The organism is Kocuria arenosa (genome assembly GCF_042879215.1).
Lineage (GTDB): Bacteria > Actinomycetota > Actinomycetes > Actinomycetales > Micrococcaceae > Kocuria > Kocuria arenosa.
The window spans coordinates 71,492-91,744 of sequence record NZ_JBHZTA010000011.1 but is presented as its reverse complement, the minus strand read 5'-3'; the positions used below and the strand labels follow the sequence as shown (position 1 = coordinate 91,744).

Here is a 20,253-nt window from a genome sequence, read left to right as displayed (position 1 = left end):
AACCAATCAACCGAATAAAACATCCGGTATCAACAAACATGGCACACTATTGAGTTCTCAAACAACAGACCAGCAACCAGGCACCACACCCGGAAACCGTGTTGGAATTCTTTTTCGCTCGGTTCTCGCGATCTCTCGCTTTCCCCGCGGCGACCTCCTCAGCCTATCCCCATCTTCTCCGCTTCCCCAAATCGCTTTTCCGTCGCTCGGCGACGGTCGGTTCTTCGGGAGGAGAATTCGTGGATCTGCCGGATTCGGCGCCGTGGGCCGCAACGATCTCTCGCTGCTGCCCGAAACAGCTCCACCAGCGTACCCGACCCGATCTCGGCCCACAAGCTGATGTCCACCGCGCAGCGGTGATCGGCTTGATGGTTCGAGGAGGTTCGGTCCGCCGGATTCGGCGTTGCCGTCCGGGGCGATCTCTCGCGTCCCTTGCGGCGACTCGGAATACATTACACAGGCCCCGGAGGACCGTCAAAACCCGTGCCGGGCCGGGCCGGAGTCCCCTGGTCACCGCTCTGCGCTCCCGCCGATCGCCGCAGGATCGTGCGGCCGGGGCTGCGGTGGCGGCAGTGCGTAGGCTGATGGAACACCGATGCCCCGACCCGAAAGGACAGCAGATGAGCACCTCACCGGAAGAGCTGCCGGAGACTCCCGACGCCTACGAGGGCGCCGCCGAGATCGATCCCGAGCACTGGCGCGAGGACCCGCTGATCGAGGGCGACGAGGCCGTCGTGCAGGACGAGCGCGTGGACCCCGAGCACCCGGTGGTCCCCTCGGAGCAGGAGCTCCGGGACGAGACGGCGGAGGCCCGCTACGAGTCGGGCGACGAGCAGGTCCCGCCCGAGGAGCCTCGCATGGGCGAGGCGATCGCGGACCTCGACATCCCCGAGGATCCCGCGTTCGAGGACGAGATCGACTCGAGCAACGACTCGTTCCACGGCGGCGCCGACCTCTGAGCCCCCACGGACCGAGCACGACGGCGCCCCGGCCTCGACGGCCGGGGCGCCGTCCTCGTTCCCGGGCCGGCCCCAGCGATTCTGTCCTCAGGGGTGGCGCAGCTCCTTCCTGCGCACCGTGCCCGTCGCGGTGCCGGGCACGGCCTGCTCCCCCTCGAGCGAGGAGACGTTCTCCCCGTCCCAGATGATCACGTCCTTCCCCCCGGTCCTCGAGCTGGAGGCAGTCGTCGGGGTGCATCACCCCGAGGTCCCCGGTGAGGCACCGGCCGCCGGGGAAGGCCTCGGCCGTGACCCCCTCGTCCTCGTGGTAGCCGAGCATCACGTGGTTGCCGCGCAGCACCACGTCACCGAGGGTCTCGCCGTCGTCGTGCGGAAAGGGCGAGAGATCAGGCGAAGGCGGAGATGCCGGTGATGCCGCGCCCGATGATCAGGGCCTGCACGGTCTCGGTGCCCTCGTAGGTGTGCAGCGCCTCGATGTCGGCGAAGTGGCGGGCCACGCGGTTCTCGATCAGGATGCCGTTGCCGCCCATGAGGTCCCGGGCGTTGGCCGCGATCGAGCGGGCCGTGCGCGTGGAGGTGTACTTCGCCAGCGACGCCTGCTCGGCGGTGAGCCGGCCGGCCTCCTCCCGCTCGGTCATCCGCGCCACGAGCAGCTGGATCTGGGTGAGCTCGCTCAGCATCCGGGCCAGCCGCTCCTGGACGATCTGCGAGGCGGCGAGGGGCCGGCCGAACTGCACGCGCTGGCCCGCGTACTGCACGGCGGTCTCGTAGCAGGCCTGGGCGTGACCCACCGCGCCCCACGCCACGCTGATGCGGGTCGCGAACAGGACGTCGGCGGTGTTCCTGAAGGACCGTGCCGCGGGCAGCGCGTTCTCCTCCGGCACGAAGACGCCGTCGAACCGCAGGTGCGCCTGGTGGATGGCGCGCAGGGCGAGCTTGCCGCGGATGGTCGTGCCGGTGTAGCCCTCGCTCTCCTGCGGGACCACGAAGCCCCGGACCTGGCCGTCCTCGTCGGAGCGGGCCCACACCACGGTGATCCCGCCCATCGAGCCGTTGCCGATCCACTTCTTCTCACCGTTGAGCAGCCAGCCGCCGTCCACCGGGGTGGCACGGGTCTCGAGGCTCACCGAGTCCGAGCCGTGCGTGGGCTCGGTGAGGGCGAACGCGCCGAGGAGCTCGCCGGTGGCCATCCGCGGCAGCCAGCGCTGCCGCTGCTCCTCGGAGCCGCACATGGCGATCGAGCGCATCGCGAGCCCGCCCTGGACGCCGGAGACGGTCGCGATGGACCCGTCGCCGCGGGAGAGCTCCATGCTGATCAGCCCCGCCGCGGTCTTGGACATCGCCTCGTGGCCGTCGACGGCCACGCCGTCGCGCAGCAGATCGAGCTCCCCGAGCCGGCGGACGAGGTCGAGGGGGTACTCCGAGCGGTCCCAGTGCTCGGCGATGACGGGCAGCAGGTCCTCCTGGACGAACCGGCGGGCGCGCATCCAGTGCTCGCGGTCGGTGTCGGAGACGGCGTCGAAGGCGCCGGCGGCGTCGGTGTCGAGGGCCTCGTCGAGGACGTAGTCGGGCTCCACGGTGCCGGCGGGGAACAGGTTCGCGCCGGTCTCAGGGGTGGCGGTCATGGAAGGATCCTTCGTTCTGTGGGCTGGCGGGAGGTCGATCGGGGACACGGTCAGTCCCGGTGGAAGGGGCGGCCGAGGACGCGCTCGGAGGCGCCGGTGCGGTCGAGGTACGGGGTGATGCCGCCCAGGTGGAAGGGGTAGTTGGCGCCGAGGACCATGCACAGGTCCACGTCCTCGGGCCCGGCGACGACGCCTTCGGCCAGCATCGCGCCGATCTCCTCGGCCAGGGCGTCCTGGACCCGCGCGAGCAGCTCCTCCGGCGAGGCGGGGGCGCCCGGGGTGCCTGCGGGGCGCTCCGCCCGGGTCCGCTCGAGCAGCCGGGCGGCGTCCGCGGCGAGGTAGCCGTCCGCGCCCGTCTCCGGGGCCTGTTCGGTGGGCAGCACGTGGGTGAGGCCCGCCTCGACCACCGCGTCCATCCACGGGGACCGCGCGAAGCGCTGGGGATAGGCCCGGTGCATGGTCTCGTCCACGTGGTGCAGCACGGCCGGGCCCACGAAGTCGAGCAGCCGCAGCGGGGTCATGGGCAGGCCCATCGGATCGGGGGCGTGGTCGGCGGCCGACACGTCCGTCCCCGCGTCGATCGCCTGGACGATCACGTCGAACAGCCGGGTCAGCACGCGGTTGACCACGAAGCCGGGGGCGTCCTGGACGCGCACCGCCGTGCGGCGCAGCGCCGCGGCGAGCTCGAAGGCGGTCGCGAGGGCGGCGTCGCCGGTCCGCCGCCCGGCCACGATCTCCAGGAGCGGGGTGACCTCCACCGGGTTGAAGACGTGGAAGCCGACCACCCGCTCGGGGTGCCGGAGGCCCTCCGCCATGGCGGTGACGGACAGGGAGCTCGTGTTGGTCGCGAGGATCGCGTCCGGCCGCACGACCTGCTCCCACTGGGTGAGGACCTGCTTCTTCACGTCGAGGTCCTCGAAGACGGCCTCGATCACGAAGTCCGCGTCGGCGAGGTCCTCCGGTCCGCTCGCCCCCGTGACGAGGGCGCCGAGCTGCTCGGCCTGCTCCGTGCTGATCCTGCCCCGGGCCGCCTGGGCCGCGAAGCGCTCCCTGGTCCGGGCCACGCCGGCGGCGAGGCGTTCGTCGTCGAGGTCGGTCATGACCACGGGGATCCGGGCGCCGCTCGCGACGAGCGAGGCGAGCTGGCCGGCCATCAGGCCGGCGCCGATCACGGCGGCCTTGCGCAGGGGAACGGGCTCGGCGGCGGGGACGTCGGCGGCCTGCCGGGACCGTGCCGAGACGAGCTCGAACGCGTAGAGGGAGGCCCTGGCCACGTCCCCGCGGACCAGTGCGGCGAAGGCGGCCACGGCCTTGGTCCCGTTCTCGGTGCGGGTCTCGGTCCAGGCGTCCGCCACGAGGTCGATCGCCACGAGCGGGGCCGGCGCCGCGCCGTGCCACGTGCGCTCGGCACGGTCCCGGGCCTGCTCCACGGCGTCGTGCCACTGCTGCTCACTGGTGCCGCCGGGCGTGCCCGCGCGGCGGCGGGTCTCCCCCGCGTCGAGCGCGGTGAGCTTGTCGGCGACCCACCGCTGCCAGGCGGTGTCCCACTCCCCGGTCCCCGGGGCGGCGTCGAGCACCACGTCCACGAGGCCGAGCTCGAGGGCCTCCGCCGCCTTGGCGTTGCGGCCCCGCAGGGAGTCGAACACGATGACGCGCAGCGCCGCGGCCGGGCCGATCAGGTGCGGGAGCAGGTGCACGCCGCCCCAGCCCGGGAAGAAGCCGAGCCGGCACTCGGGCAGTCCGAGCGGACCGGTGCGCGGATGAGCCGCGCGGTAGTCCGTGTGCAGGGCGAGCTCGAGGCCCCCGCCGAGTGCCTGCCCCGTGAGCAGGGAGAACGTCGGCACGCCCGCGTCGGCCAGGACGCCGAAGGCCTCGTGGCCGAGTCCCACGTACCGGTCGGAGACGCCGGCGAGCTGGGCGTGGCGGATCTCCTTGAGGTTGGCCCCCGCGCCGAAGGACCGGGCGTTGCCGGTGACCACGATCGCCTCGACCGCCGACTGGTCGATCGACTCCAGGACGTCCCGGAGCTGTTCCAGTGCCTCGGAGCCCCAGATGATCAGCCCACCCGGCGGGGTGGAGTCCAGCCGCACCAGGGCAACGGGGGCGGACCGGCCGGGCAGGACCAGCTGTTCGACGTCCACCGTGACGGTGGACGGGAAGGACGGGGCGGGCGCGGCGGGTGCCATGGGCGGACTCCTGACGTGTGGGTGATCGCCACCACTCTGACTGATACTGAGTATCACGTCAAGGAATTGAGTCTCAATGTCGTCGCGCGGCGTCCGGTTCCCGGGTGTGCAGGCCGTATTCTGGCTGGTGATGATCGACGTGCTGCCCCCAGAGACCGAACGCCTCGCGTTCCGCCGCTTCGACGCCGCGGACCTCGACCCCATGCACTCCTACCAGAGCCGCGAGGACTACGCGCAGTACGCGTGGCGGGGTCCGCGCACCCGCGAGGAGTGCGAGCGGACCCTGGCCGAGAACAGCGGCATGCGCCCCTGGGGCCGGGACGGCGACCACGTCCGCTTCGCCGTCTCCCCCCGGGGCTCGCGGGAGCTCGCGGGCGAGGTCGTGCTGACGCTCACGGACGCGGCGGCCGCGCAGGTCGAGATCGGCTGGGTGGTCCATCCCGACCACGCGGGCCGGGGGATCGCCTCCGAGGCCGCCCGCGCCGCGATCGAGTTCGCGTTCGCCGAGCTGGGCGCGCACCGGGTCTGCGCGAGCCTGGACGCCCTCAACGTGAGCTCCGCCAAGGTCTGCGAGCGCATCGGCATGCGCCTGGAGGCGATCCTGCGCGAGAGCCACCACCAGCTGGGCGAGTGGCGCGACGAGCTGATCTACGCGATCCTCGCCGGCGAGGTCTGAGTCCTCAGCGCAGGGCGTCCCGCACGGACGCCAGGATCTCCTCCGTGTCCGCGCCGGGGTCCAGGACGGTGACGACGACGGCGGGGCGCGCCCCGGCGGCGGCCGGCCGCGCCGCGCCGCCCTCGTAGCCGGAGACGAGCGTGCGCGCGAGGCGCTCCAGCTGCACCGCCAGCTCCGCCGAGGGGTCGGTGTCCGGGGCGCGCAGCCAGGCCCGCAGGGCGGCGTTGTGCACCGCCACCGCGGCGGCGGACAGCGCCGTGGCCAGCGTGGCCCGCCCCGGCGAGTCGGGCAGCGCGGAGCGCAGGTAGCGCTGCAGGACCCGCTCGTAGCGGTGGGACGTGATGAGCTCCCGGTCCCGCAGCTGCGGGACCTGCCGGAGCAGGGCGTTGCGGGCCAGGGCCCGCTCCCGGTGGTCGAGGTGGTGGCGGAAGACCAGCAGCACGCCGTCCCGCAGCGCGACGGCCGGGTCGGCGCCCGGCTCGTCGGCCGCCCGGGCCAGCTGCTGCTCGAGGCGCTCGAGGTTCGCGGCGTGGTCCGCGAAGACGATGTCCTCCTTGGACCCGTACTTGCGGAAGAAGGTGGCCCGGCTGATGCCCGCGGCGAGCGCGAGCCGGTCCACGGTCGTGGCCTCCCAGCCCTGCTCCGCGAGCAGGCGGATCGAGCCGGTGACGACGTCCGGGGCCGCCCGGGGGGTCTCGGTCATGGGTTCCTCCTCGCTGCGATCCTAGACCGGCGGCCTCCCCACCTCCTGGCCGCAGCTCACCGCACTGCCGCCCGCGCCGGGGGCCTCAGCCCGCGGCGCGGTCGGCGTTGGCGTGGATCGCGTCGCGGACGTACTGCGCCAGCCCGGGCTCCAGGTCCTCGTAGGTCCTGGTGAACCGCGGGTCCCCCACGTACATGTCCCCCAGCGCCCGGTGGAGCTCGGGCGAGAGGTCGTAGAAGCGTTCGTGGATCTGGCGCCGAGCCGCCTCCGCGGCGTCCATCGCCTCGGCCGAGCCGGCGGGCAGTCCGGCGCGCCGGGCCGCGGCGAACCGTTCGTTGATCGCCGAGGTCTCGGCGGCGATCCGCCGCCAGTCCTCCTGGTCGTATCCGGCCGCGCGGCGGTGGGACTGCTCCCACGCGTCGGTGCCGCCCCAGCGGCGCTCGGCCTCCGCCGCGTACGCGTCGCTGAAGCCGTCGCCGAAGAGCTCGCGGCGCTCTTCGGGGGTCAGGTCGATCCCGGTCATGTCCTTCTCCAGTGCTCGGTCGATCGCGGTGACGAGGTCGGACAGCTCGGCCTGCCTCGCCAGGACGGACTCGCGCTGCCGGCGCAGGTGCGCCCGCACGGACCCGGGCTCCTCCGCGGTCAGCAGCTCCTCGATGCGATCGAGGGGGAAGCCTAACCGGCGGTAGACCACGACGTGCCGCAGCCGGAGCAGGTCGCCCTCCGTGTAGAGGCGGTACCCGCCCGCCGAGCGTTCGCTCGGGCGCAGCAGGCCGACGTCGTCGTAGTGGTGGAGCGTGCGCACGGTGACGCCGAAGCGCTCCGCGACCTGCCCCACGGTGAGCCTCTCGTCCGCCGCCGCCGGCCGCTGTCCGTCCATGCCCTCCATCCTGGGCCCTCCCGCCGCGTGAGGGTCAAGCCCGTCAGCGCCGGGCCCGGCGGCCCAGGAGCAGCGCCCCGGCGGCGCACAGCACGGCGAGCACGGCGAAGGAGAGCGCCGACGAGGTCCCCCCGCTGAGCAGGGAGCCCACGAGGGCGACGACCCACACGAGCACGAGCAGCCACAGCAGTCCGGCGGTGCGCCTGGGGTTCCGCACCGCGGTCAGCCCTCGAAGGGCAGGACGGGAAGGCCGGCGACGTCGACCCGGACGGCGAACAGGGAGCCGGCGGCGGGATCCTCGTCCGCGGCGAGGTTCTCCCGGGAGGTGGTGATGTAGAGGGTGCGCAGGTCCTCCCCGCCCAGGCAGCACGCGGTGGTCTGGCGCGCGCCGACCTCCACGACGGCGTCCAGGGCGCCGTCGGCCGTGTAGCGGTGCACCTGCCCGGCCCCGTGCAGCGCCACCCAGACCGCGCCCTCGGCGTCGACGGTCAGCCCGTCGGGGTGGACGTCCCCCTCCGCGAGCTCGGGCACCACGAAGGTGCGGCGGCCGTGCAGCCCCGCGGCCTCCGACCAGTCGAGGACGTCGACCTTCCCGGTGGGCGTGTCGTTGTAGTAGGCCAGGGTGCCGTCCGGGGACCAGGCGATGCCGTTGGAGACGGTGACGCCCTCCAGGACCGGCTCCCACCGCAGGTCCGGGTCCACGCGCCAGAGCGTGGCCGCGCCCTCGGCCTGGTCCCAGGCCATGGAACCGACGTAGAAGGAGCCGTCCGGGCCGGCCCCGCCCTCGTTCATCCGGACCGCTCCGGGCTCCCAGAGCAGCTCGGCCGGGTGGACGGTCCCGTCCGGGTCCTCGAGGGCCACGCCCGTCTCGACGGCCAGCACCGCGCCCCCAATCGCGCGCGGGCGCACGCAGGCCACGACGTCCCCGACGTGCTTGCGGAGCACCTCGCCGTCCGCGCCGAAGGACAGCACGTCCCCGGCGAGCATGTCGACCCACCGCAGTCCGCCCCAGGCCTCGGACCAGCACGGCCCCTCGCCGTGGTAGGTGACGGAGTCGGTGATCCGTTCGGCGTTCAGCCGCCGCACCGCCATCTCAGCGGCCCGTCGCGCGTGCATCAGGCCGGTTGCCGGGCTGGACGCCGGCGTAGATCGCCGCCTCCTCGTCGATCCGGCGGAGCAGGCTCCCGCCGAACAGGGTGCCGTTGGCGTTGAGGTCCTCCGGCGTGACCCACGTGCGGGTGCGGAAGGAGATGTCCTGGGTCGTCATGCCCCCACGATAGTCAGGGCCGGCGTCCCGTGCGCCGTCGGCTACAGCTCGACGGTCCCGCGGACCACCGGGCTCACGTGCCCGCCGACCCATACGGTCTCCGCGTCCCGCTCCACCACCACGCGCCCGGTGCGCCCGAGCACCGTGCCCTGGGCGGCGACGTAGCGGTCCGGGGCCCACCCGTTGTCGGTCAGCCACCGGGCCAGGCCCGCGTTGAGGCTGCCCGTGACCGGGTCCTCCACGACCCAGTCGCCCACGAACGCCCGCACCTCGACCGCGCACTCCGCGCCCTCGGGATGGGACCCGACCACCCCGAGCTTGAGCCCCGCCATGGCGGACCAGTCCGCGCGGATCCCCAGGACGGCCCCGGCGTCGGCCACGCGCACGCCGATCCAGCCGGGACCGTTGTCGACCCAGGAGACGTCGAGCATCGCGGACGGGTCCAGCCGCAGGGACCGTGCCACCCGGTCCAGCAGCGCCGGCTCCACCACGGGCTCGTAGCGCAGCAGGGGCGGGGCGGCGAACGAGAGCCGGTCCCCGCGGCGCCGGACGGTCACCAGCCCCACCCCGCACTCCTGGACGACGTCCTCGCCCGCGGCCTCCCCGCCGAGGGCGAGCCAGGCGGACGCCGTCCCGAGCGTGGGGTGCCCCGCGAACGGCAGCTCCCCGCCGGGGGTGAAGATCCGCACCCGGTAGTCGGCGCCCGGGACCGTGGGCTCGAGCAGGAACGTGGTCTCGGAGAGGTTGGTCCAGCGGGCGAAGCGCGCCATCGTGTTCTCGCCGAGGGCGTCGGCCCCGTGCACGACGGCGAGCGGGTTGCCGCCCAGCGGCGCCGCCGAGAAGACGTCCACCCAGCTGATCGCGTGGCTCGTCACGGTCTCAGAGCACCGGCCCGCGCGCGTTCCTGCGGGCGGGCCGGGCCCGTCCCGCCCGCCGGCCGCCCCGGCCTGCGGGCGGGACGGCGGTCTCGCCGCGGGCCGCCGCCCGGTCCTCCCGCAGCCTCCGCACCACCATGCCGACCAGGACGGAGCCCACGGTGCTCAGCACCAGGGGCAGCACCGCGCTGCGCTGCTCGCTGTTGTCGTACATGGCCGGGCCTCCTGCCGGAAGGCGACGCGGGGCGTCGTCGGGTTCGGTGCCAGGAATCCTACGCACCCTCCGGCGCCTCCGGCCACACCCCGGAGCTGCCCCGGCGGTGGCTGCCGACCAGGTGGGTGTCGACGATCCCGACCGCCTCCATGAGCGCGTGCATCGTGGTCGGCCCCACGAAGCGGAAGCCGCGCCCCCGCAGCGCCCGGGACAGGGCCTCGGACTCCGGGGAGCGGGTCGGGACCTCGTCCGCCGTGCACGGTCGGGGGGTCCGCGCCGGGCGGAACGACCACACGAGCTCGGCCAGCCCGCCCTCGCCGCGCAGGGCCACGGTGGCGCGGGCGTTGCCGACGGCGGCCTCGATCTTGCCCCGGTGGCGCACGATCCCGGCGTCGCCCAGCAGCCGGTCGACGTCCTCCGGGCCGAAGCCGGAGACCGTGTCCGGGTCGAAGTCCGCGAAGGCCGCCCGGAAGGCGGGCCGCTTGCGCAGGATCGTGGCCCAGGACAGTCCGGCCTGGAAGCCCTCGAGGCAGATCCGCTCGTAGAGCCCCCGCTCGTCCCGCACGGGGACGCCCCACTCGGTGTCGTAGTACGCGCGCAGGAGCGGGTCCGTGGCCGCCCAGGCGGGGCGGGCGAGCCCGTCCTCGCCGAGGACGAGGCCGGTCGCGGGATCGGGCAGGGAGCTCATGCCGAGCATCGAACCACACCGGAGGGCTCCGACACACCCCGGAGCAGTACCCCCTGGGGTATATGATGGCGGTCATGCACCCGACGAACTCCACCGTGGACCGGCGCGCCCTCCAGCGGAGAGTCGTCCGCGTCCTGGCCCTCGGCCAGGTCCTCGGCGGGCTCGGCGTCGGCGCCACCCTGGCCCTCGGCGCCCTCCTCGTCACCGAGGTCTCCGGCTCCTCGGCCTGGTCGGGCATGGCCGCGACCATGAACACCCTCGGCGCGGCCCTGCTCGCCGTCCCCCTCGCCCGGCTCGCCCAGGCCCGCGGCCGCCGGATCTCGCTGAGCACCGGGGCGTTCACCGCCATGGCGGGCGCGTCGATCACGATCGGCGCCGCCGCCCTCGCGAGCTTCCCCGTCCTGCTGGTGGGCCTGGCGCTGCTCGGCGCCGGCTCTGCGCTCAACCTCCAGTCCCGGTTCGCGGCGACCGACCTCGCCCCCGACGACACCCGCGCCCGGGACCTGTCCCTGGTGGTCTGGTCCACGACGATCGGCGCGGTGCTCGGCCCCAACCTCTTCGAGCCGGGTGAGCTGATCGGGCGGACCCTGGGCCTGCCGGAGCTCACGGGCGGGTTCGTCATCGCCCTCGTGGCGCAGGCCTGCGGAGCCCTGGTCTACCTCACGGCGCTGCGGCCGGACCCCCTGCTGCTGGCCGTGGCCGACGGGGAGGCCGCGGGGAGGGACAAGCCCTCCCCCGCGGGCGGGCTGGCGGTGCTGCGGTTCTCGTCGCCCGCCCGCCGCGCCGTGCTCACCGTGGCGCTGAGCCACGCCGTCATGGTGGCGCTGATGTCCATGACGCCCGTGCACCTGACCCTGCACGGCGCGTCGCTGAGCGTCGTGGGCCTGACCATCAGCCTGCACGTGGCCGGGATGTACGCCCTCGCCCCCGTGTTCGGCTGGCTCGCGGACCGGGCCGGCCGCCGCCCCACCGTCCTGCTCGGCCAGGCCCTGTTCGTGGCGTCCCTCGTGCTGTCCTGGCTCGGCTCGACGTCCCCGGTGCTGGTGACCGTCAGCCTGGTCCTGCTCGGTCTCGGCTGGTCCGCCTCCACGGTCTCGGGCTCCACGCTCGTGGCCGAGGCCGTCGCACCGGCCGAGCGGCCGAAGCTGCAGGGCGTCTCGGACCTGTTCATGAACCTCGCCGGAGCGACCGGCGGCGCGCTCGCGGGACCGGTGCTGGCGCTGATCGGCTTCGACGGGCTCAGCGCGGCCCTGCTCGTCCTCGTGGCGGTCGTGGTGCTCGCGCACCGGGCCCGGACCAGGCCCGCCCCGGCTAGGTGAGCACCGGCAGCTGGAGCGGGTAGCGGTACACCTCGCCCTTGTTGGCCTTGAGCACGGCCAGGACGTGGCACACCACGAGCAGCACCGCGGCGAGGATCCACAGCACGACCGCCACGGGGATCAGGATCACGGTGAACAGGCACACCCACGCCGCCACGTTGAGCAGCCACATGGACAGGTTGAAGTTGAACGACCCGGCGGAGGTGGCCCGCAGGAAGGGGTTCCGGTCCTTGTACACGAGCCACACGACGAGAGGACCCACGAAGCCGAGCCACCCGACGGAGACCAGCGCGCCGATCAGGCCCGACAGGTGGGTGAGGACCGCGATGGTGCGGTCGTCACCCTGCGCCCGGTGCTGCGGACGAGGTGCTGACGGTGGAAGGTAGGACATCGGGTTCTCCTGGTGGGCAGAGACGGAACCGGTCGCGGCACCCGGTGCCGCGGACGCCGGACCGGCGCGGTGCTGCCAGCGTATCGGGACCGGGCCCGCGCCCGGTATGGGGGATGACCGCACTCCACGGCAGCGGTTCCCCGCCGCCGCGCGCTGCGGGGGCGCCGCCCCGCACCCTGGTCTACGATTCTCTGCAGACCGTTCCCGGCCCGTCTCCTGGCGGGCCCCTTCCCGAGGGAGGCCCGTGGCCCCGCAGCTGCGCCCCAACAAGTACGCCTACCGGGCCATCGTGCTCGCCGGCCTCGCCGCGGTGAAGCTCTTCCGCGTGCCCCTGCTGGCCACGGGTGAGGAGCACCTGCCCACCGACCAGGTGGTGCACGGCCTGCACCGGGAGATCCGCCCGGGCAAGGGCGCCGTCGTGGCGGTGACCCACTTCGGCTACCTCGACTTCGTCTTCGCGCAACTGGTGGTCTGGCGCCGGCTGCGGGCCCACTCCCGCTTCCTCATCACCCGAAAGCACACCGGCAGCGCCCTCGTCACGGCGGTGTGCCGGCTGTGCGACCACGTCGTCGTCGACCGCGCCGACGGCGCCCCCGCCTACGCCGAGGCCGTGGCGAAACTGGCCCGCGGCGAGTTCCTCGCGGTGTTCCCGGAGGGCGGGGTCAGCCGCAGCTGGACCGTGCGCCCGCTGCGCACCGGCGCCGTGCGGATGGCCGCCGAGACCGGCGCCCCCGTCATCCCGGTCTCCGTGTGGGGCGGCCACCGGATGCTCACCCGGGGTCGCGGCGGGATCCGGCTGCGCGACGTGTGGCGCACGCCGGTGCGCGTCCATGTCGGCCCGGTGCTGCAGGTGGAGCCCGACGAGGACGTCCGCGCCGCGAGCGCCCGGCTGCGCGCGGCCCTGCAGGACGGGATCGACCGGTGCATCGAGAGCTACCCCGTCACCCCGGCGCCCGGCGCGTGGTGGATGCCGGCGCACCTGGGCGGCAGCGCGATCACGGTCCAGGAGCAGATCGACTCCGACGCCCGGGAGCGCGAGGCCTACAAGCGGACCGGCTGAGCCCGGCGGGCGCGCAGGGGCACCCACCGCCTCACCGGAATCCGGCGCGCAGCACCAGCTCGAGCTCGAACCGGCTCTTGGGGTCGTTGAGCCGGTCCCCGAAGACCTCCCGGAGCTGGTTCACCCGGTAGCCCACCGTCTGCTCGTGGATGTTCAGCTCGGCGGCCATCGCGGCGCGCTGCCCGTGGTGCTCGAGCCAGCACAGCAGGGTCGCGGCCAGCCGCTCCCGCTGGCCGGCCTTGAGGTCCACCAGCGGGGCGAGGCACTGCGCGGCGAGGTCCTCGACCACGCTGCGCTCGCTGTGCAGGACGAGCTCCATGAGGTGCTCCGAGACCCACAGCGGACCGGGGTCGGCCGGTTCCACCCGCTGCAGCAGGTCCCGGGTCAGCACGGCCAGGCGCAGGGAGTCGGGGGCCGCGTACCAGGGCCGGCCCGGGCCGATCACGGCGCCCCGCCCGGTGAGCGCGCGCTCCAGTTCCCGGCGGCCGGTCGGCGAGGAGGGCTCGGGGACCACCGCCACGACGTCGCCCGGGCGGGAGGTGAGCAGCGCCCGCTCCCCGAGGCGCGAGCGCAGGCCCACCCGCCGGTCGGCGGCCAGCGTCACCACGACCACCCGGTCGGGCACCGGCCACCCCGCGGCGGCGGCGGCGGTGCGCACCGCGTCCTCCGCCACGTGGCCGCGGACGAGCATGTCCGCGAGCACGTCCAGCAGACGGTCTTGCTCCCCCGCGCGCTCGGACTGCTCCATGGCATAGCCCTCGGCGCTGGCCGCGGAGAGCTCCTCGATGTAGGCGAAGACGGACTCCGCGAGGCCGATGAGCACGGACGCCTCGAACCCCGCGTCCATGGCCACGCGGGAGAGCGAGCGCAGCGTGGTGCGCGCCCCGGAGCGGTAGGCCGCGAAGAGGGCGTCCATCGGACGCCCCTCCCGCACCTCGCCGCGGCCGAGCCCCTCGTAGACCCGCCGGTCGTCGCCCATCAGCGCCGGCTGCTGGGTGCCGGGCAGCTGCAGGAACCGGTTCAGGGCCACCTCGACCCCGCGCCGGATGCTGTCGCCGAACAGACCCTCCAGCGGCCGGGCGTAGACCGGGACGTCGAGCCGCACGGAGTCCAGGAGCTCCTCGGTCACCGCGGGCAGGTGCGGGACGAGGAGGGGGGTGAGCGCCGGCGGCAGCGAGGTCCACGGCAGCTCCCGGTCCGCCCGGTCCGCCGGCCGCGCGTGCTCCGTCGTGTGGTCCACCCGATCCACGATCCCCCGCTTTCATTCCGACACCACAATTTCTCTGCTGAAAGAGTACGCGACGGGACGAGAACCACGGCCGGATTTGGGGCACAGTTATTAGGTGCCCCAAATGCGACTGTTCACCCGCCTGGCTTCGGCCTTCACCACCCCCCGCTCCCCCGAGGACTTCCTGCGGCTCATCGACCCCTTGGCCAGCGCCCGCCAGCTGCGCGGCCTGGTGACCTCCGTGGTGCCCGAGACCGCGGACTCGGTGACGATCCGCTTCCGTCCCGGCCGCGGCTGGAACGCGCACGAGGCCGGCCAGTGGGCCCGCATCGGCGTGGAGATCGACGGCGTGCGGCACTGGCGCTCCTACTCCCTCAGCACGGGCGCCGGCCAGGACCCGGCCATCACGGTGACGGCGATGGGCAAGGTCTCCACCGCCCTCGTCCGGGGCACCCGGCCCGGCGACGTCCTGTTCCTCGCCCCGCCCGAGGGCGACTTCGTCCTCCCCGAGAGCCCGCGCCCGCTGCTGATGCTCACCGCCGGCAGCGGCCTGACGCCGGTCATGTCCATGATCCGCACCCTCGTCCCCCGCCGCGCGGACGCCGATCTGGTGCTCGTGCACTCCTCGCGCTCCCCGGAGGAGTCCCTGTTCCGGGAGGAGCTGCTGGAGCTCACCGACCAGTTCCCCGGCTTCCGTCTCGTCCAGTGGTTCACCGGCGAGCGCGGCCGCCGGCTCGACCTCACGGCCACCGCCGACCTCGACGCCGCGTGCCCCGACTGGCGCGACCGCGCCGCCTACGCGTGCGGCCCCGCCGACTTCCTCGACGCCGCCGAAGCCCTCTGGCAGCAGGAGGAGGGTGAGCTGCGGGTCGAGCGCTTCGCCGCCGTGGTCGCCCCCGGCTCCGGCGGGGAGGGCGGGCGCGTGACGTTCGAGAAGTCCGACACGGAGGTCGAGGCCGACAGCGGCACGACACTCCTCGCCGCCGGGGAGGAGGCCGGCCTGATGATGCGCAGCGGCTGCCGCATGGGCATCTGCCACGCGTGCGTGACCCCGCTGCTCTCCGGGCAGGTCCGGGACACCCGCACCGGCGAGGTCCACGGCGAGCCCGGCCACCTCGTCCAGACCTGCGTGTCCACGGCCGCCGGTCCCGTCAGTCTCGACGCCTGACCCGACACCTCCAGCACTTGTTCCCCGACCCCGTTCCCGAAGGACAGACATCATGACGATCGTCACCCCGTTCCTGCTCGACTCCGGCCGACCCGCCGAGTCGACCAAGCCCTCCGCCGCCGCCCACCTCTCCGACGAGCAGGTCGAGGAGCTGGGCCGCGAGCTCGACGCGCTCCGCGAGTCCGTGATCGCCACCCGCGGGGCCAAGGACGCGGCCTACATCCGCCGCGTCATCGCCACGCAGCGCTCCCTCGAGCTGGCCGGGCGCGCCACGCTGCTGCTCGCCAAGCACAAGCCCGCCTGGTTCGCCGGCACCGGCATGCTGACCGTCGCCAAGATCCTGGAGAACATGGAGATCGGCCACAACGTGCTGCACGGGCAGTGGGACTGGATGCGCGACCCCGACATCCACTCCACCACCTGGGAGTGGGACTTCGTGACCCCGTCCAAGGCCTGGCAGCACACCCACAACGACCTGCACCACACCTGGACCAACGTGGTCGGCAAGGACCGGGACGTCGGGTACACCATCCTGCGCATGGACGAGGACCAGGAGTGGACGCCCCGGAACCTCGGCAACCCGCTCTACAACGCGCTGCTGGCCCCGGTCTTCGAGTGGGGGATCGCGATCTACGACCTCGAGCTCGACGAGTACCGCGAGGGCCGCAAGCCGAAGGCGGAGCTCGTGCGCGGCGTGAAGGCCCTCGGCGCCAAGTTCCTGAAGCAGGCCGCCAAGGACTACGTGGCCACCCCCGCCGCCGCGACGCTGACCGGCTCCGGGAAGCAGGCCCTGGCCGCGACCCTCACCGCCAACGCCGCCCGGAACATCTGGGCGCACGCCGTCATCTTCTGCGGCCACTTCCCCGCCGGCGCGGACACGTTCACCGAGGCGCAGATCGAGGGCGAGACCCGCGGTGACTGGTACGTGCGGCAGATGATCGGCTCGGCCAACATCTCCGGGTCGAAGCTGATGCACCTCATGACCGGCAACCTGTCCTTCCAGATCGAGCACCACCTGTTCCCGGACCTGCCCTCGAACCGCTACGCCGAGGTCGCCGTCAAGGTGCGCGAGATCTGCGAGCGCTACGAGCTGCCCTACACCACTGGGCCGCTGCCGAAGCAGGTCGCCTCGGCGTGGGCGAAGGTGTTCCGCCTGGCCCTGCCCTGATCCGTCCCCGCACGACGACCGGCCGAACGGCCGCGATGCTCCGGCACGCGGCCGTTCCGCATGCCGGAGCGCAGGCGGGGCCCGGCCGTCTGCCTGTCGGGCGGCGTTGGTAGGCTCGCGGGACCCGCACGAAAGGCAGGCCATGAGCTCTCCCCAGCGCGTCCTCATCACCGGTGCCACCGGTTACATCGGAGGGCGCCTGGCGCCCAGGATGCTGGAGGCCGGGCACACCGTGCGCGTCGCCGTCCGGTCCCCCGGCAAGCTGCACGCCGTGCCGTGGCGGGACCGGGTGGAGGTCGCCGAGACGGACCTCAACGACCTCGACGGGATGACCGCCGCGTGCCGCGACGTGCACACCCTGTACTACCTGGTGCACTCCATGGGCGCTTCCCAGCAGTTCGAGGAGGAGGAGGCCGAGATGGCCCGGACCGTGGCCCGGGCCGCGGAGCGGGCCGGGGTGCGGCGCATCGTCTACCTCTCGGGCCTGCACCCCCAGGGCGTGGAGCTGTCCCAGCACATGCGCTCCCGGGTCCGGGTGGGCGAGATCCTGCTCGAGAGCTCCGTCCCGGCCGTCGTCTTCCAGGCCGGTGTGGTCATCGGCTCCGGCTCGGCGTCCTTCGAGATGATCCGCCACCTCGGCGACACCCTCCCGGTCATGCCGGCGCCGTCCTGGGTGACCAACAGCATCGAGCCCATCGCCGTCCGCGACGTGCTGTACTACCTGGTCCGTGCGATGGACCTGCCGGAGGACCTCAACCGCACCTTCGACATCGGCTCCCGCGACGTCATGACCTACGCGGACGCCATGCGCCGCTACGCCCGGGTCGCCGGGCTGCGCCGGCGGGTGGTCTTCCACCTCCCCCTCCCCGCGCCCCGGCTGTCCGGGTTCTGGGTGGGCATGGTCACCCCGATCCCCCTGGGCCTGGCCGTGCCGCTCGTGCAGTCGCTGCAGCACGACGCCGTGGCGGGCGAGCACGACATCGACGACCACATCCCGCCGCCCCCCGAGGGGCTGGCCGGCTACCGCCGTGCGGTGGCGCTCGCCCTGAAGAAGATCGAGGACAACTCCGTGGAGACCACGTGGGACGTCCACTACAGCTCCTCCGAGGCCGCCGCCGATCCGCTGCCCTCGGACCCGGACTGGGCGGGGCGCACGGTGTTCGTGGACGAGCGCAGCCGCACGGGCCCGGCGCGGCCCGAGCAGGTGTGGCGGGTCATCGAGTCCATCGGCGGGCGCAACGGCTGGTACTCGCTGCCCCTGGCCTGGCAGGTCCGCGGGATCATGGACAAGCTCGTGGGCGGGGCCGGCCTGAACCGCGGCCGCCGCGACGCCACGGACCTGCAGGTGGGCGAGTACGTGGACTGGTGGCGCGTCGAGGCCATGGAGGAGGGGCACAATCTGCTCCTGCACGCCGAGATGCGCGCCCCCGGCCGGGCGTGGCTCGAGCTGTCCGTGGAGCCCGAGGGTGACGGCAGCCGGTACACGCAGCGGGCCATCTTCTTCCCCCGTGGCCTGCCGGGCCGGCTCTACTGGTGGGGTGTGTGGCCCTTCCACGGGTTCATCTTCCCGTCGATGGCCCGCAACATCCTCGCCACCGCCGCCGCGCTGGACGGCCCCGGGGCCCAGGAGCAGCAGACGGCCTCGGCGGACCAGGCGGCCGCTCGGATCACTCCTGCCGCGGAGACCCCGGTCCGGGACTGACCCCTTCCGGGCCCGCCACGGGCCGGGGACCGGGACGGCCCCACTCGCTCCAGGAGCCGTCGTAGACCACGACGTCCTCGCGGCCGGCCAGGTGGGCGCCGAGCGCCAGGACGCACGCCGTGAGGCCGGACCCGCAGCTGGTGACGATCCGCCGGCCCTCGGGCGCGGCCGCCGCGATCCGCTCCCGCAGCTGCGGCAGCGGCAGCAGCCGCCCGTGCGCGTCCTGCAGGTCGGTGTACGGCAGGTTGACGGCCCCCGGCATGTGCCCGGGGCGCAGACCCGGCCGCGGCTCGGGCTCGGTGCCCGCGAACCGGCCGGCGGAGCGGGCGTCCAGGACGGTGGCGCCCGGGTCGCCCAGCGCGCGGGCGACGTCCTCCGCCCCGACGAAGCTGCCCGCGCGGGGCACGAGCTCCACGTCCCCGGGCTCGGCGGGCGGCGCGGCGTGCGCCCCGGTGGGCCGCCCCTCGGCGAGCCACGCCGGGAGGCCGCCGTCGAGGACGCCGACCCGGTCGAAGCCCGCGGCCCGCAGCATCCACCAGACCCGGGCGGACGCGAAGATCCCCTTGGCGTCGTAGGCCACGACCGTGCTCGTGCGCGAGATGCCGAGCGCACGGGCCGCCGCGGTCAGCTGCTCCGCCGGGGGCGCCGTGTGCGGCAGGTCCGAGGACGGGTCCGAGAAGGCCCCGTCCAGGTCCAGGAGCACGGCCCCGGGAAGGGCCTCCTCGGCCCGGTTCAGCGTGGAGCTCGCGTCCACGAGCACGAGCCGGGGGTCGTGGAGGTGCTCGGCCAGCCAGCGCGTGCTCACCACGGGCCCGGGGAGCTGGAGCGGGGTGTCGTCCTGCGGGGTGTCGTCCTGCGGGGTGTCGTCCTGCGGTGTGCCGTCCTGCGGGGTGCCGGTGCTCATGCGCCCCAGGATAGTGCCGTCCGCGGCGGGCCGCCGGGTCAGGAGACGTCGGCGAGCGCGCGGTCGAGGTCCTCCAGCTGGTCCTCGACGTCCTCGATGCCCACCGAGAGCCGCACCAGGTCCACGGGCACGGCCAGCGCGGTGCCCCGGACGGAGGCGTGCGTCATCTCCGAGGGGTAGCAGATCAGGGACTCCACCCCGCCCAGGCTCACCGACAGCGAGTACAGCCGGGTGCCCTCCGCCACCGCGCGGGCCGCGGCCTCCCCGCCGGCGAGCCGGAAGGAGACCATCCCGCCGAAGCCGCGCATCTGCACGGCGGCGAGCGCGTGGCCGGGGTGCTCGGGCAGCCCCGGGTAGAGCACCCGCGAGACCTCCGGGCGCTCGAGGAGCCACTCGGCGATCCGCTGCGCGTTGTCCTGGTGGCGCTCCATCCGCAGGCTCAGGGTCTTGAGCCCGCGGGCGGCCAGGTAGCTGTCCTGAGGGCCCGCCACGGCGCCGGCGGCGAACTGCTGGAAGCCGACCGCCTCCGTGAGCGGGGCGCCCCGCCACTCGGCCGTCCCGACGACCACGGCGCCGCCGAGCACGTCGGAGTGCCCGCCGATGTATTTGGTGGTGGAGTGCACCACGGCGTGCGCGCCGAGCTCGAGGGGGTTCTGCAGGTACGGGGACGCGAAGGTGTTGTCGACGACGAGCAGCGCCCCAGCGTCCCGGGCCAGCTGCGCCCAGGCCGCGACGTCGGCGATGCCGAGCAGCGGGTTGGACGGCGTCTCGAGCCACAGCACCCTCGTGGCGCCGGGCCGCACGGCCGCGCGGACCGCGTCGAGGTCCGTGATCTCCACGGGCGTGTGCGCGATCTCCCACGGGGCGAGGACCGTGGTGATCAGCCGGTTGGTGCCGCCGTAGCCGTCGGCGCCGAGCACGATGTGGTCGCCCGGGCGCAGCACCGCGCGCAGCAGGGCGTCCTCGGCGGCGATCCCCGAGGCGAACGCGAACCCGCGCTCGCCGCGCTCCAGGGCCGCGAGCTGCTCCTCGAAGCCGCTGCGGGTGGGGTTGGAGCCGCGGCTGTACTCGTGCCCGGCGCGCAGCACGTTGATCCCGTCCTGGGCGAACGTGGAGGTCTGGTAGATCGGCGGGATGACCGCCCCGGTCAGCGGGTCGGGCTCCTGGCCGGCGTGGACGGCGGTGGTCGTGAAGCCCCGGTGGCGGGTGCGGGTCTCGGTGGAGGACGTCATGGCGGTGC

The 20,253-nt window shown here is 74.0% G+C and carries 21 protein-coding genes and 1 pseudogene; 8 read left to right on the top strand and 14 right to left on the bottom strand.

Features of this window, described 5'->3' with window-relative positions; genetic code table 11:
* Together ACFYE3_RS16460 and ACFYE3_RS16455 are read left to right on the top strand one after the other, a co-directional pair.
* The coding region (locus ACFYE3_RS16460; RefSeq protein ID WP_387610877.1) for a hypothetical protein at positions 1–340 on the top strand (340 nt) is incomplete at its 5' end.
* 280 nt (positions 341–620) lie between these two features.
* Positions 621–959, top strand: coding sequence for a hypothetical protein (locus tag ACFYE3_RS16455; RefSeq protein ID WP_387610876.1), 339 nt, complete (start codon positions 621–623; stop codon positions 957–959).
* Positions 960–1,345: 386 nt separating this feature from the next.
* Here the strand turns inward: ACFYE3_RS16455 and ACFYE3_RS16450 are convergent, their stop codons facing one another.
* The gene (locus tag ACFYE3_RS16450) at positions 1,346–2,584 is read right to left on the bottom strand and encodes an acyl-CoA dehydrogenase family protein (protein ID WP_387610874.1); all 1,239 of its coding nucleotides are present in this window, start codon (positions 2,582–2,584) and stop codon (positions 1,346–1,348) included.
* A gap of 50 nt (positions 2,585–2,634) precedes the next feature.
* On the bottom strand, positions 2,635–4,770 hold the full coding sequence (locus ACFYE3_RS16445) for a 3-hydroxyacyl-CoA dehydrogenase NAD-binding domain-containing protein (protein ID WP_387610873.1): 2,136 nt from the start codon (positions 4,768–4,770) through the stop codon (positions 2,635–2,637).
* A gap of 76 nt (positions 4,771–4,846) precedes the next feature.
* Between ACFYE3_RS16445 and ACFYE3_RS16440 the strand changes: the two genes are divergently transcribed.
* The gene (locus tag ACFYE3_RS16440) at positions 4,847–5,446 is read left to right on the top strand and encodes a GNAT family N-acetyltransferase (RefSeq protein ID WP_387610872.1); all 600 of its coding nucleotides are present in this window, start codon (positions 4,847–4,849) and stop codon (positions 5,444–5,446) included.
* 4 nt (positions 5,447–5,450) lie between these two features.
* Here the strand turns inward: ACFYE3_RS16440 and ACFYE3_RS16435 are convergent, their stop codons facing one another.
* The 8 genes and pseudogenes from ACFYE3_RS16435 to ACFYE3_RS16400 all read right to left on the bottom strand — a co-directional run bounded on the left by ACFYE3_RS16435 (position 5,451) and on the right by ACFYE3_RS16400 (position 10,082).
* Positions 5,451–6,149: a TetR/AcrR family transcriptional regulator gene (locus tag ACFYE3_RS16435; protein WP_387610870.1), complete on the bottom strand. Its 699-nt coding sequence runs from the start codon at positions 6,147–6,149 to the stop codon at positions 5,451–5,453.
* Positions 6,150–6,234: 85 nt separating this feature from the next.
* Positions 6,235–7,029, bottom strand: coding sequence for a MerR family transcriptional regulator (locus ACFYE3_RS16430; RefSeq protein WP_387610868.1), 795 nt, complete (start codon positions 7,027–7,029; stop codon positions 6,235–6,237).
* A 43-nt stretch (positions 7,030–7,072) separates the two neighbouring features.
* On the bottom strand, positions 7,073–7,246 hold the full coding sequence (locus ACFYE3_RS16425; protein WP_387610867.1) for a hypothetical protein: 174 nt from the start codon (positions 7,244–7,246) through the stop codon (positions 7,073–7,075).
* Between the two features lie 5 nt (positions 7,247–7,251).
* Positions 7,252–8,145: an SMP-30/gluconolactonase/LRE family protein gene (locus tag ACFYE3_RS16420; protein ID WP_387806154.1), complete on the bottom strand. Its 894-nt coding sequence runs from the start codon at positions 8,143–8,145 to the stop codon at positions 7,252–7,254.
* A 7-nt stretch (positions 8,146–8,152) separates the two neighbouring features.
* A pseudogene (locus ACFYE3_RS16415) lies at positions 8,153–8,296 on the bottom strand (acyl-CoA thioesterase); the annotation flags it as partial.
* A 41-nt stretch (positions 8,297–8,337) separates the two neighbouring features.
* Complete coding sequence (locus tag ACFYE3_RS16410; RefSeq protein WP_387610865.1) at positions 8,338–9,171, bottom strand: PhzF family phenazine biosynthesis protein; 834 nt, start codon at positions 9,169–9,171, stop codon at positions 8,338–8,340.
* Between the two features lie 4 nt (positions 9,172–9,175).
* Positions 9,176–9,385 (bottom strand): hypothetical protein, encoded by a 210-nt coding sequence (locus ACFYE3_RS16405; RefSeq protein WP_387610863.1) that lies wholly within the window; start codon positions 9,383–9,385, stop codon positions 9,176–9,178.
* Between the two features lie 58 nt (positions 9,386–9,443).
* Positions 9,444–10,082: a DNA-3-methyladenine glycosylase I gene (locus ACFYE3_RS16400; RefSeq protein WP_387610861.1), complete on the bottom strand. Its 639-nt coding sequence runs from the start codon at positions 10,080–10,082 to the stop codon at positions 9,444–9,446.
* Positions 10,083–10,138: 56 nt separating this feature from the next.
* On the opposite strand from ACFYE3_RS16400, the gene ACFYE3_RS16395 reads away from it, so the two are divergent.
* Positions 10,139–11,392 carry an MFS transporter gene (locus ACFYE3_RS16395; protein WP_387610882.1) on the top strand — a complete coding sequence of 418 codons (1,254 nt, stop codon included), beginning with the start codon at positions 10,139–10,141 and terminating at the stop codon, positions 11,390–11,392.
* On the opposite strand, the gene ACFYE3_RS16390 is transcribed toward ACFYE3_RS16395, so the two are convergent.
* Entirely contained in the window at positions 11,385–11,783 is a 399-nt protein-coding gene (locus ACFYE3_RS16390) for a DUF4870 domain-containing protein (protein ID WP_387610859.1), read from the bottom strand. The genes ACFYE3_RS16395 and ACFYE3_RS16390 overlap by 8 nt on opposite strands.
* Positions 11,784–12,027: 244 nt before the next feature.
* Here ACFYE3_RS16390 and ACFYE3_RS16385 point away from each other — a divergent pair, with 244 nt between their 5' ends.
* Positions 12,028–12,843 carry a lysophospholipid acyltransferase family protein gene (locus ACFYE3_RS16385; protein ID WP_387610857.1) on the top strand — a complete coding sequence of 272 codons (816 nt, stop codon included), beginning with the start codon at positions 12,028–12,030 and terminating at the stop codon, positions 12,841–12,843.
* 31 nt (positions 12,844–12,874) lie between these two features.
* Here ACFYE3_RS16385 and ACFYE3_RS16380 read toward each other — a convergent pair whose 3' ends face one another.
* Positions 12,875–14,083: a PucR family transcriptional regulator gene (locus ACFYE3_RS16380; protein ID WP_387610855.1), complete on the bottom strand. Its 1,209-nt coding sequence runs from the start codon at positions 14,081–14,083 to the stop codon at positions 12,875–12,877.
* 112 nt (positions 14,084–14,195) lie between these two features.
* Between ACFYE3_RS16380 and ACFYE3_RS16375 the strand changes: the two genes are divergently transcribed.
* The 3 genes from ACFYE3_RS16375 to ACFYE3_RS16365 all read left to right on the top strand — a co-directional run bounded on the left by ACFYE3_RS16375 (position 14,196) and on the right by ACFYE3_RS16365 (position 18,109).
* Positions 14,196–15,239 carry a ferredoxin reductase gene (locus ACFYE3_RS16375; protein ID WP_387610853.1) on the top strand — a complete coding sequence of 348 codons (1,044 nt, stop codon included), beginning with the start codon at positions 14,196–14,198 and terminating at the stop codon, positions 15,237–15,239.
* Between the two features lie 52 nt (positions 15,240–15,291).
* Entirely contained in the window at positions 15,292–16,407 is a 1,116-nt protein-coding gene (locus ACFYE3_RS16370) for a fatty acid desaturase family protein (protein ID WP_387610852.1), read from the top strand.
* 142 nt (positions 16,408–16,549) lie between these two features.
* A complete protein-coding gene (locus tag ACFYE3_RS16365) occupies positions 16,550–18,109 on the top strand; it encodes an SDR family oxidoreductase (RefSeq protein ID WP_387610850.1) in 1,560 nt (519 codons plus the stop codon).
* Here the strand turns inward: ACFYE3_RS16365 and ACFYE3_RS16360 are convergent.
* Together ACFYE3_RS16360 and ACFYE3_RS16355 are read right to left on the bottom strand one after the other, a co-directional pair.
* Entirely contained in the window at positions 18,075–19,013 is a 939-nt protein-coding gene (locus ACFYE3_RS16360; protein ID WP_387610849.1) for a sulfurtransferase, read from the bottom strand. The two genes, ACFYE3_RS16365 and ACFYE3_RS16360, sit on opposite strands and share 35 nt — an antisense overlap.
* 38 nt (positions 19,014–19,051) lie before the next feature.
* Positions 19,052–20,245 carry a cystathionine gamma-synthase gene (locus tag ACFYE3_RS16355; protein ID WP_387610847.1) on the bottom strand — a complete coding sequence of 398 codons (1,194 nt, stop codon included), beginning with the start codon at positions 20,243–20,245 and terminating at the stop codon, positions 19,052–19,054.
* Positions 20,246–20,253: the final 8 nt, after the last annotated feature.

Bases quoted from the DNA above. Each gene is read 5' to 3' on its own strand.
- ACFYE3_RS16370 (WP_387610852.1), top strand. From the start codon at position 15,292: ATGACGATCGTCACCCCGTTCCTGCTCGACTCCGGCCGACCCGCCGAG.
- ACFYE3_RS16450 (WP_387610874.1), bottom strand. From the start codon at position 2,584: ATGACCGCCACCCCTGAGACCGGCGCGAACCTGTTCCCCGCCGGCACC.
- ACFYE3_RS16445 (WP_387610873.1), bottom strand. From the start codon at position 4,770: ATGGCACCCGCCGCGCCCGCCCCGTCCTTCCCGTCCACCGTCACGGTG.
- ACFYE3_RS16360 (WP_387610849.1), bottom strand. From the start codon at position 19,013: ATGAGCACCGGCACCCCGCAGGACGGCACACCGCAGGACGACACCCCG.
- ACFYE3_RS16375 (WP_387610853.1), top strand. From the start codon at position 14,196: ATGCGACTGTTCACCCGCCTGGCTTCGGCCTTCACCACCCCCCGCTCC.
- ACFYE3_RS16440 (WP_387610872.1), top strand. From the start codon at position 4,847: ATGTCGTCGCGCGGCGTCCGGTTCCCGGGTGTGCAGGCCGTATTCTGG.
- ACFYE3_RS16395 (WP_387610882.1), top strand. From the start codon at position 10,139: ATGGCGGTCATGCACCCGACGAACTCCACCGTGGACCGGCGCGCCCTC.
- ACFYE3_RS16435 (WP_387610870.1), bottom strand. From the start codon at position 6,149: ATGACCGAGACCCCCCGGGCGGCCCCGGACGTCGTCACCGGCTCGATC.
- ACFYE3_RS16430 (WP_387610868.1), bottom strand. From the start codon at position 7,029: ATGGACGGACAGCGGCCGGCGGCGGCGGACGAGAGGCTCACCGTGGGG.
- ACFYE3_RS16455 (WP_387610876.1), top strand. From the start codon at position 621: ATGAGCACCTCACCGGAAGAGCTGCCGGAGACTCCCGACGCCTACGAG.
- ACFYE3_RS16355 (WP_387610847.1), bottom strand. From the start codon at position 20,245: ATGACGTCCTCCACCGAGACCCGCACCCGCCACCGGGGCTTCACGACC.
- ACFYE3_RS16400 (WP_387610861.1), bottom strand. From the start codon at position 10,082: ATGCTCGGCATGAGCTCCCTGCCCGATCCCGCGACCGGCCTCGTCCTC.
- ACFYE3_RS16365 (WP_387610850.1), top strand. From the start codon at position 16,550: ATGAGCTCTCCCCAGCGCGTCCTCATCACCGGTGCCACCGGTTACATC.
- ACFYE3_RS16405 (WP_387610863.1), bottom strand. From the start codon at position 9,385: ATGTACGACAACAGCGAGCAGCGCAGCGCGGTGCTGCCCCTGGTGCTG.
- ACFYE3_RS16390 (WP_387610859.1), bottom strand. From the start codon at position 11,783: ATGTCCTACCTTCCACCGTCAGCACCTCGTCCGCAGCACCGGGCGCAG.
- ACFYE3_RS16420 (WP_387806154.1), bottom strand. From the start codon at position 8,145: ATGCACGCGCGACGGGCCGCTGAGATGGCGGTGCGGCGGCTGAACGCC.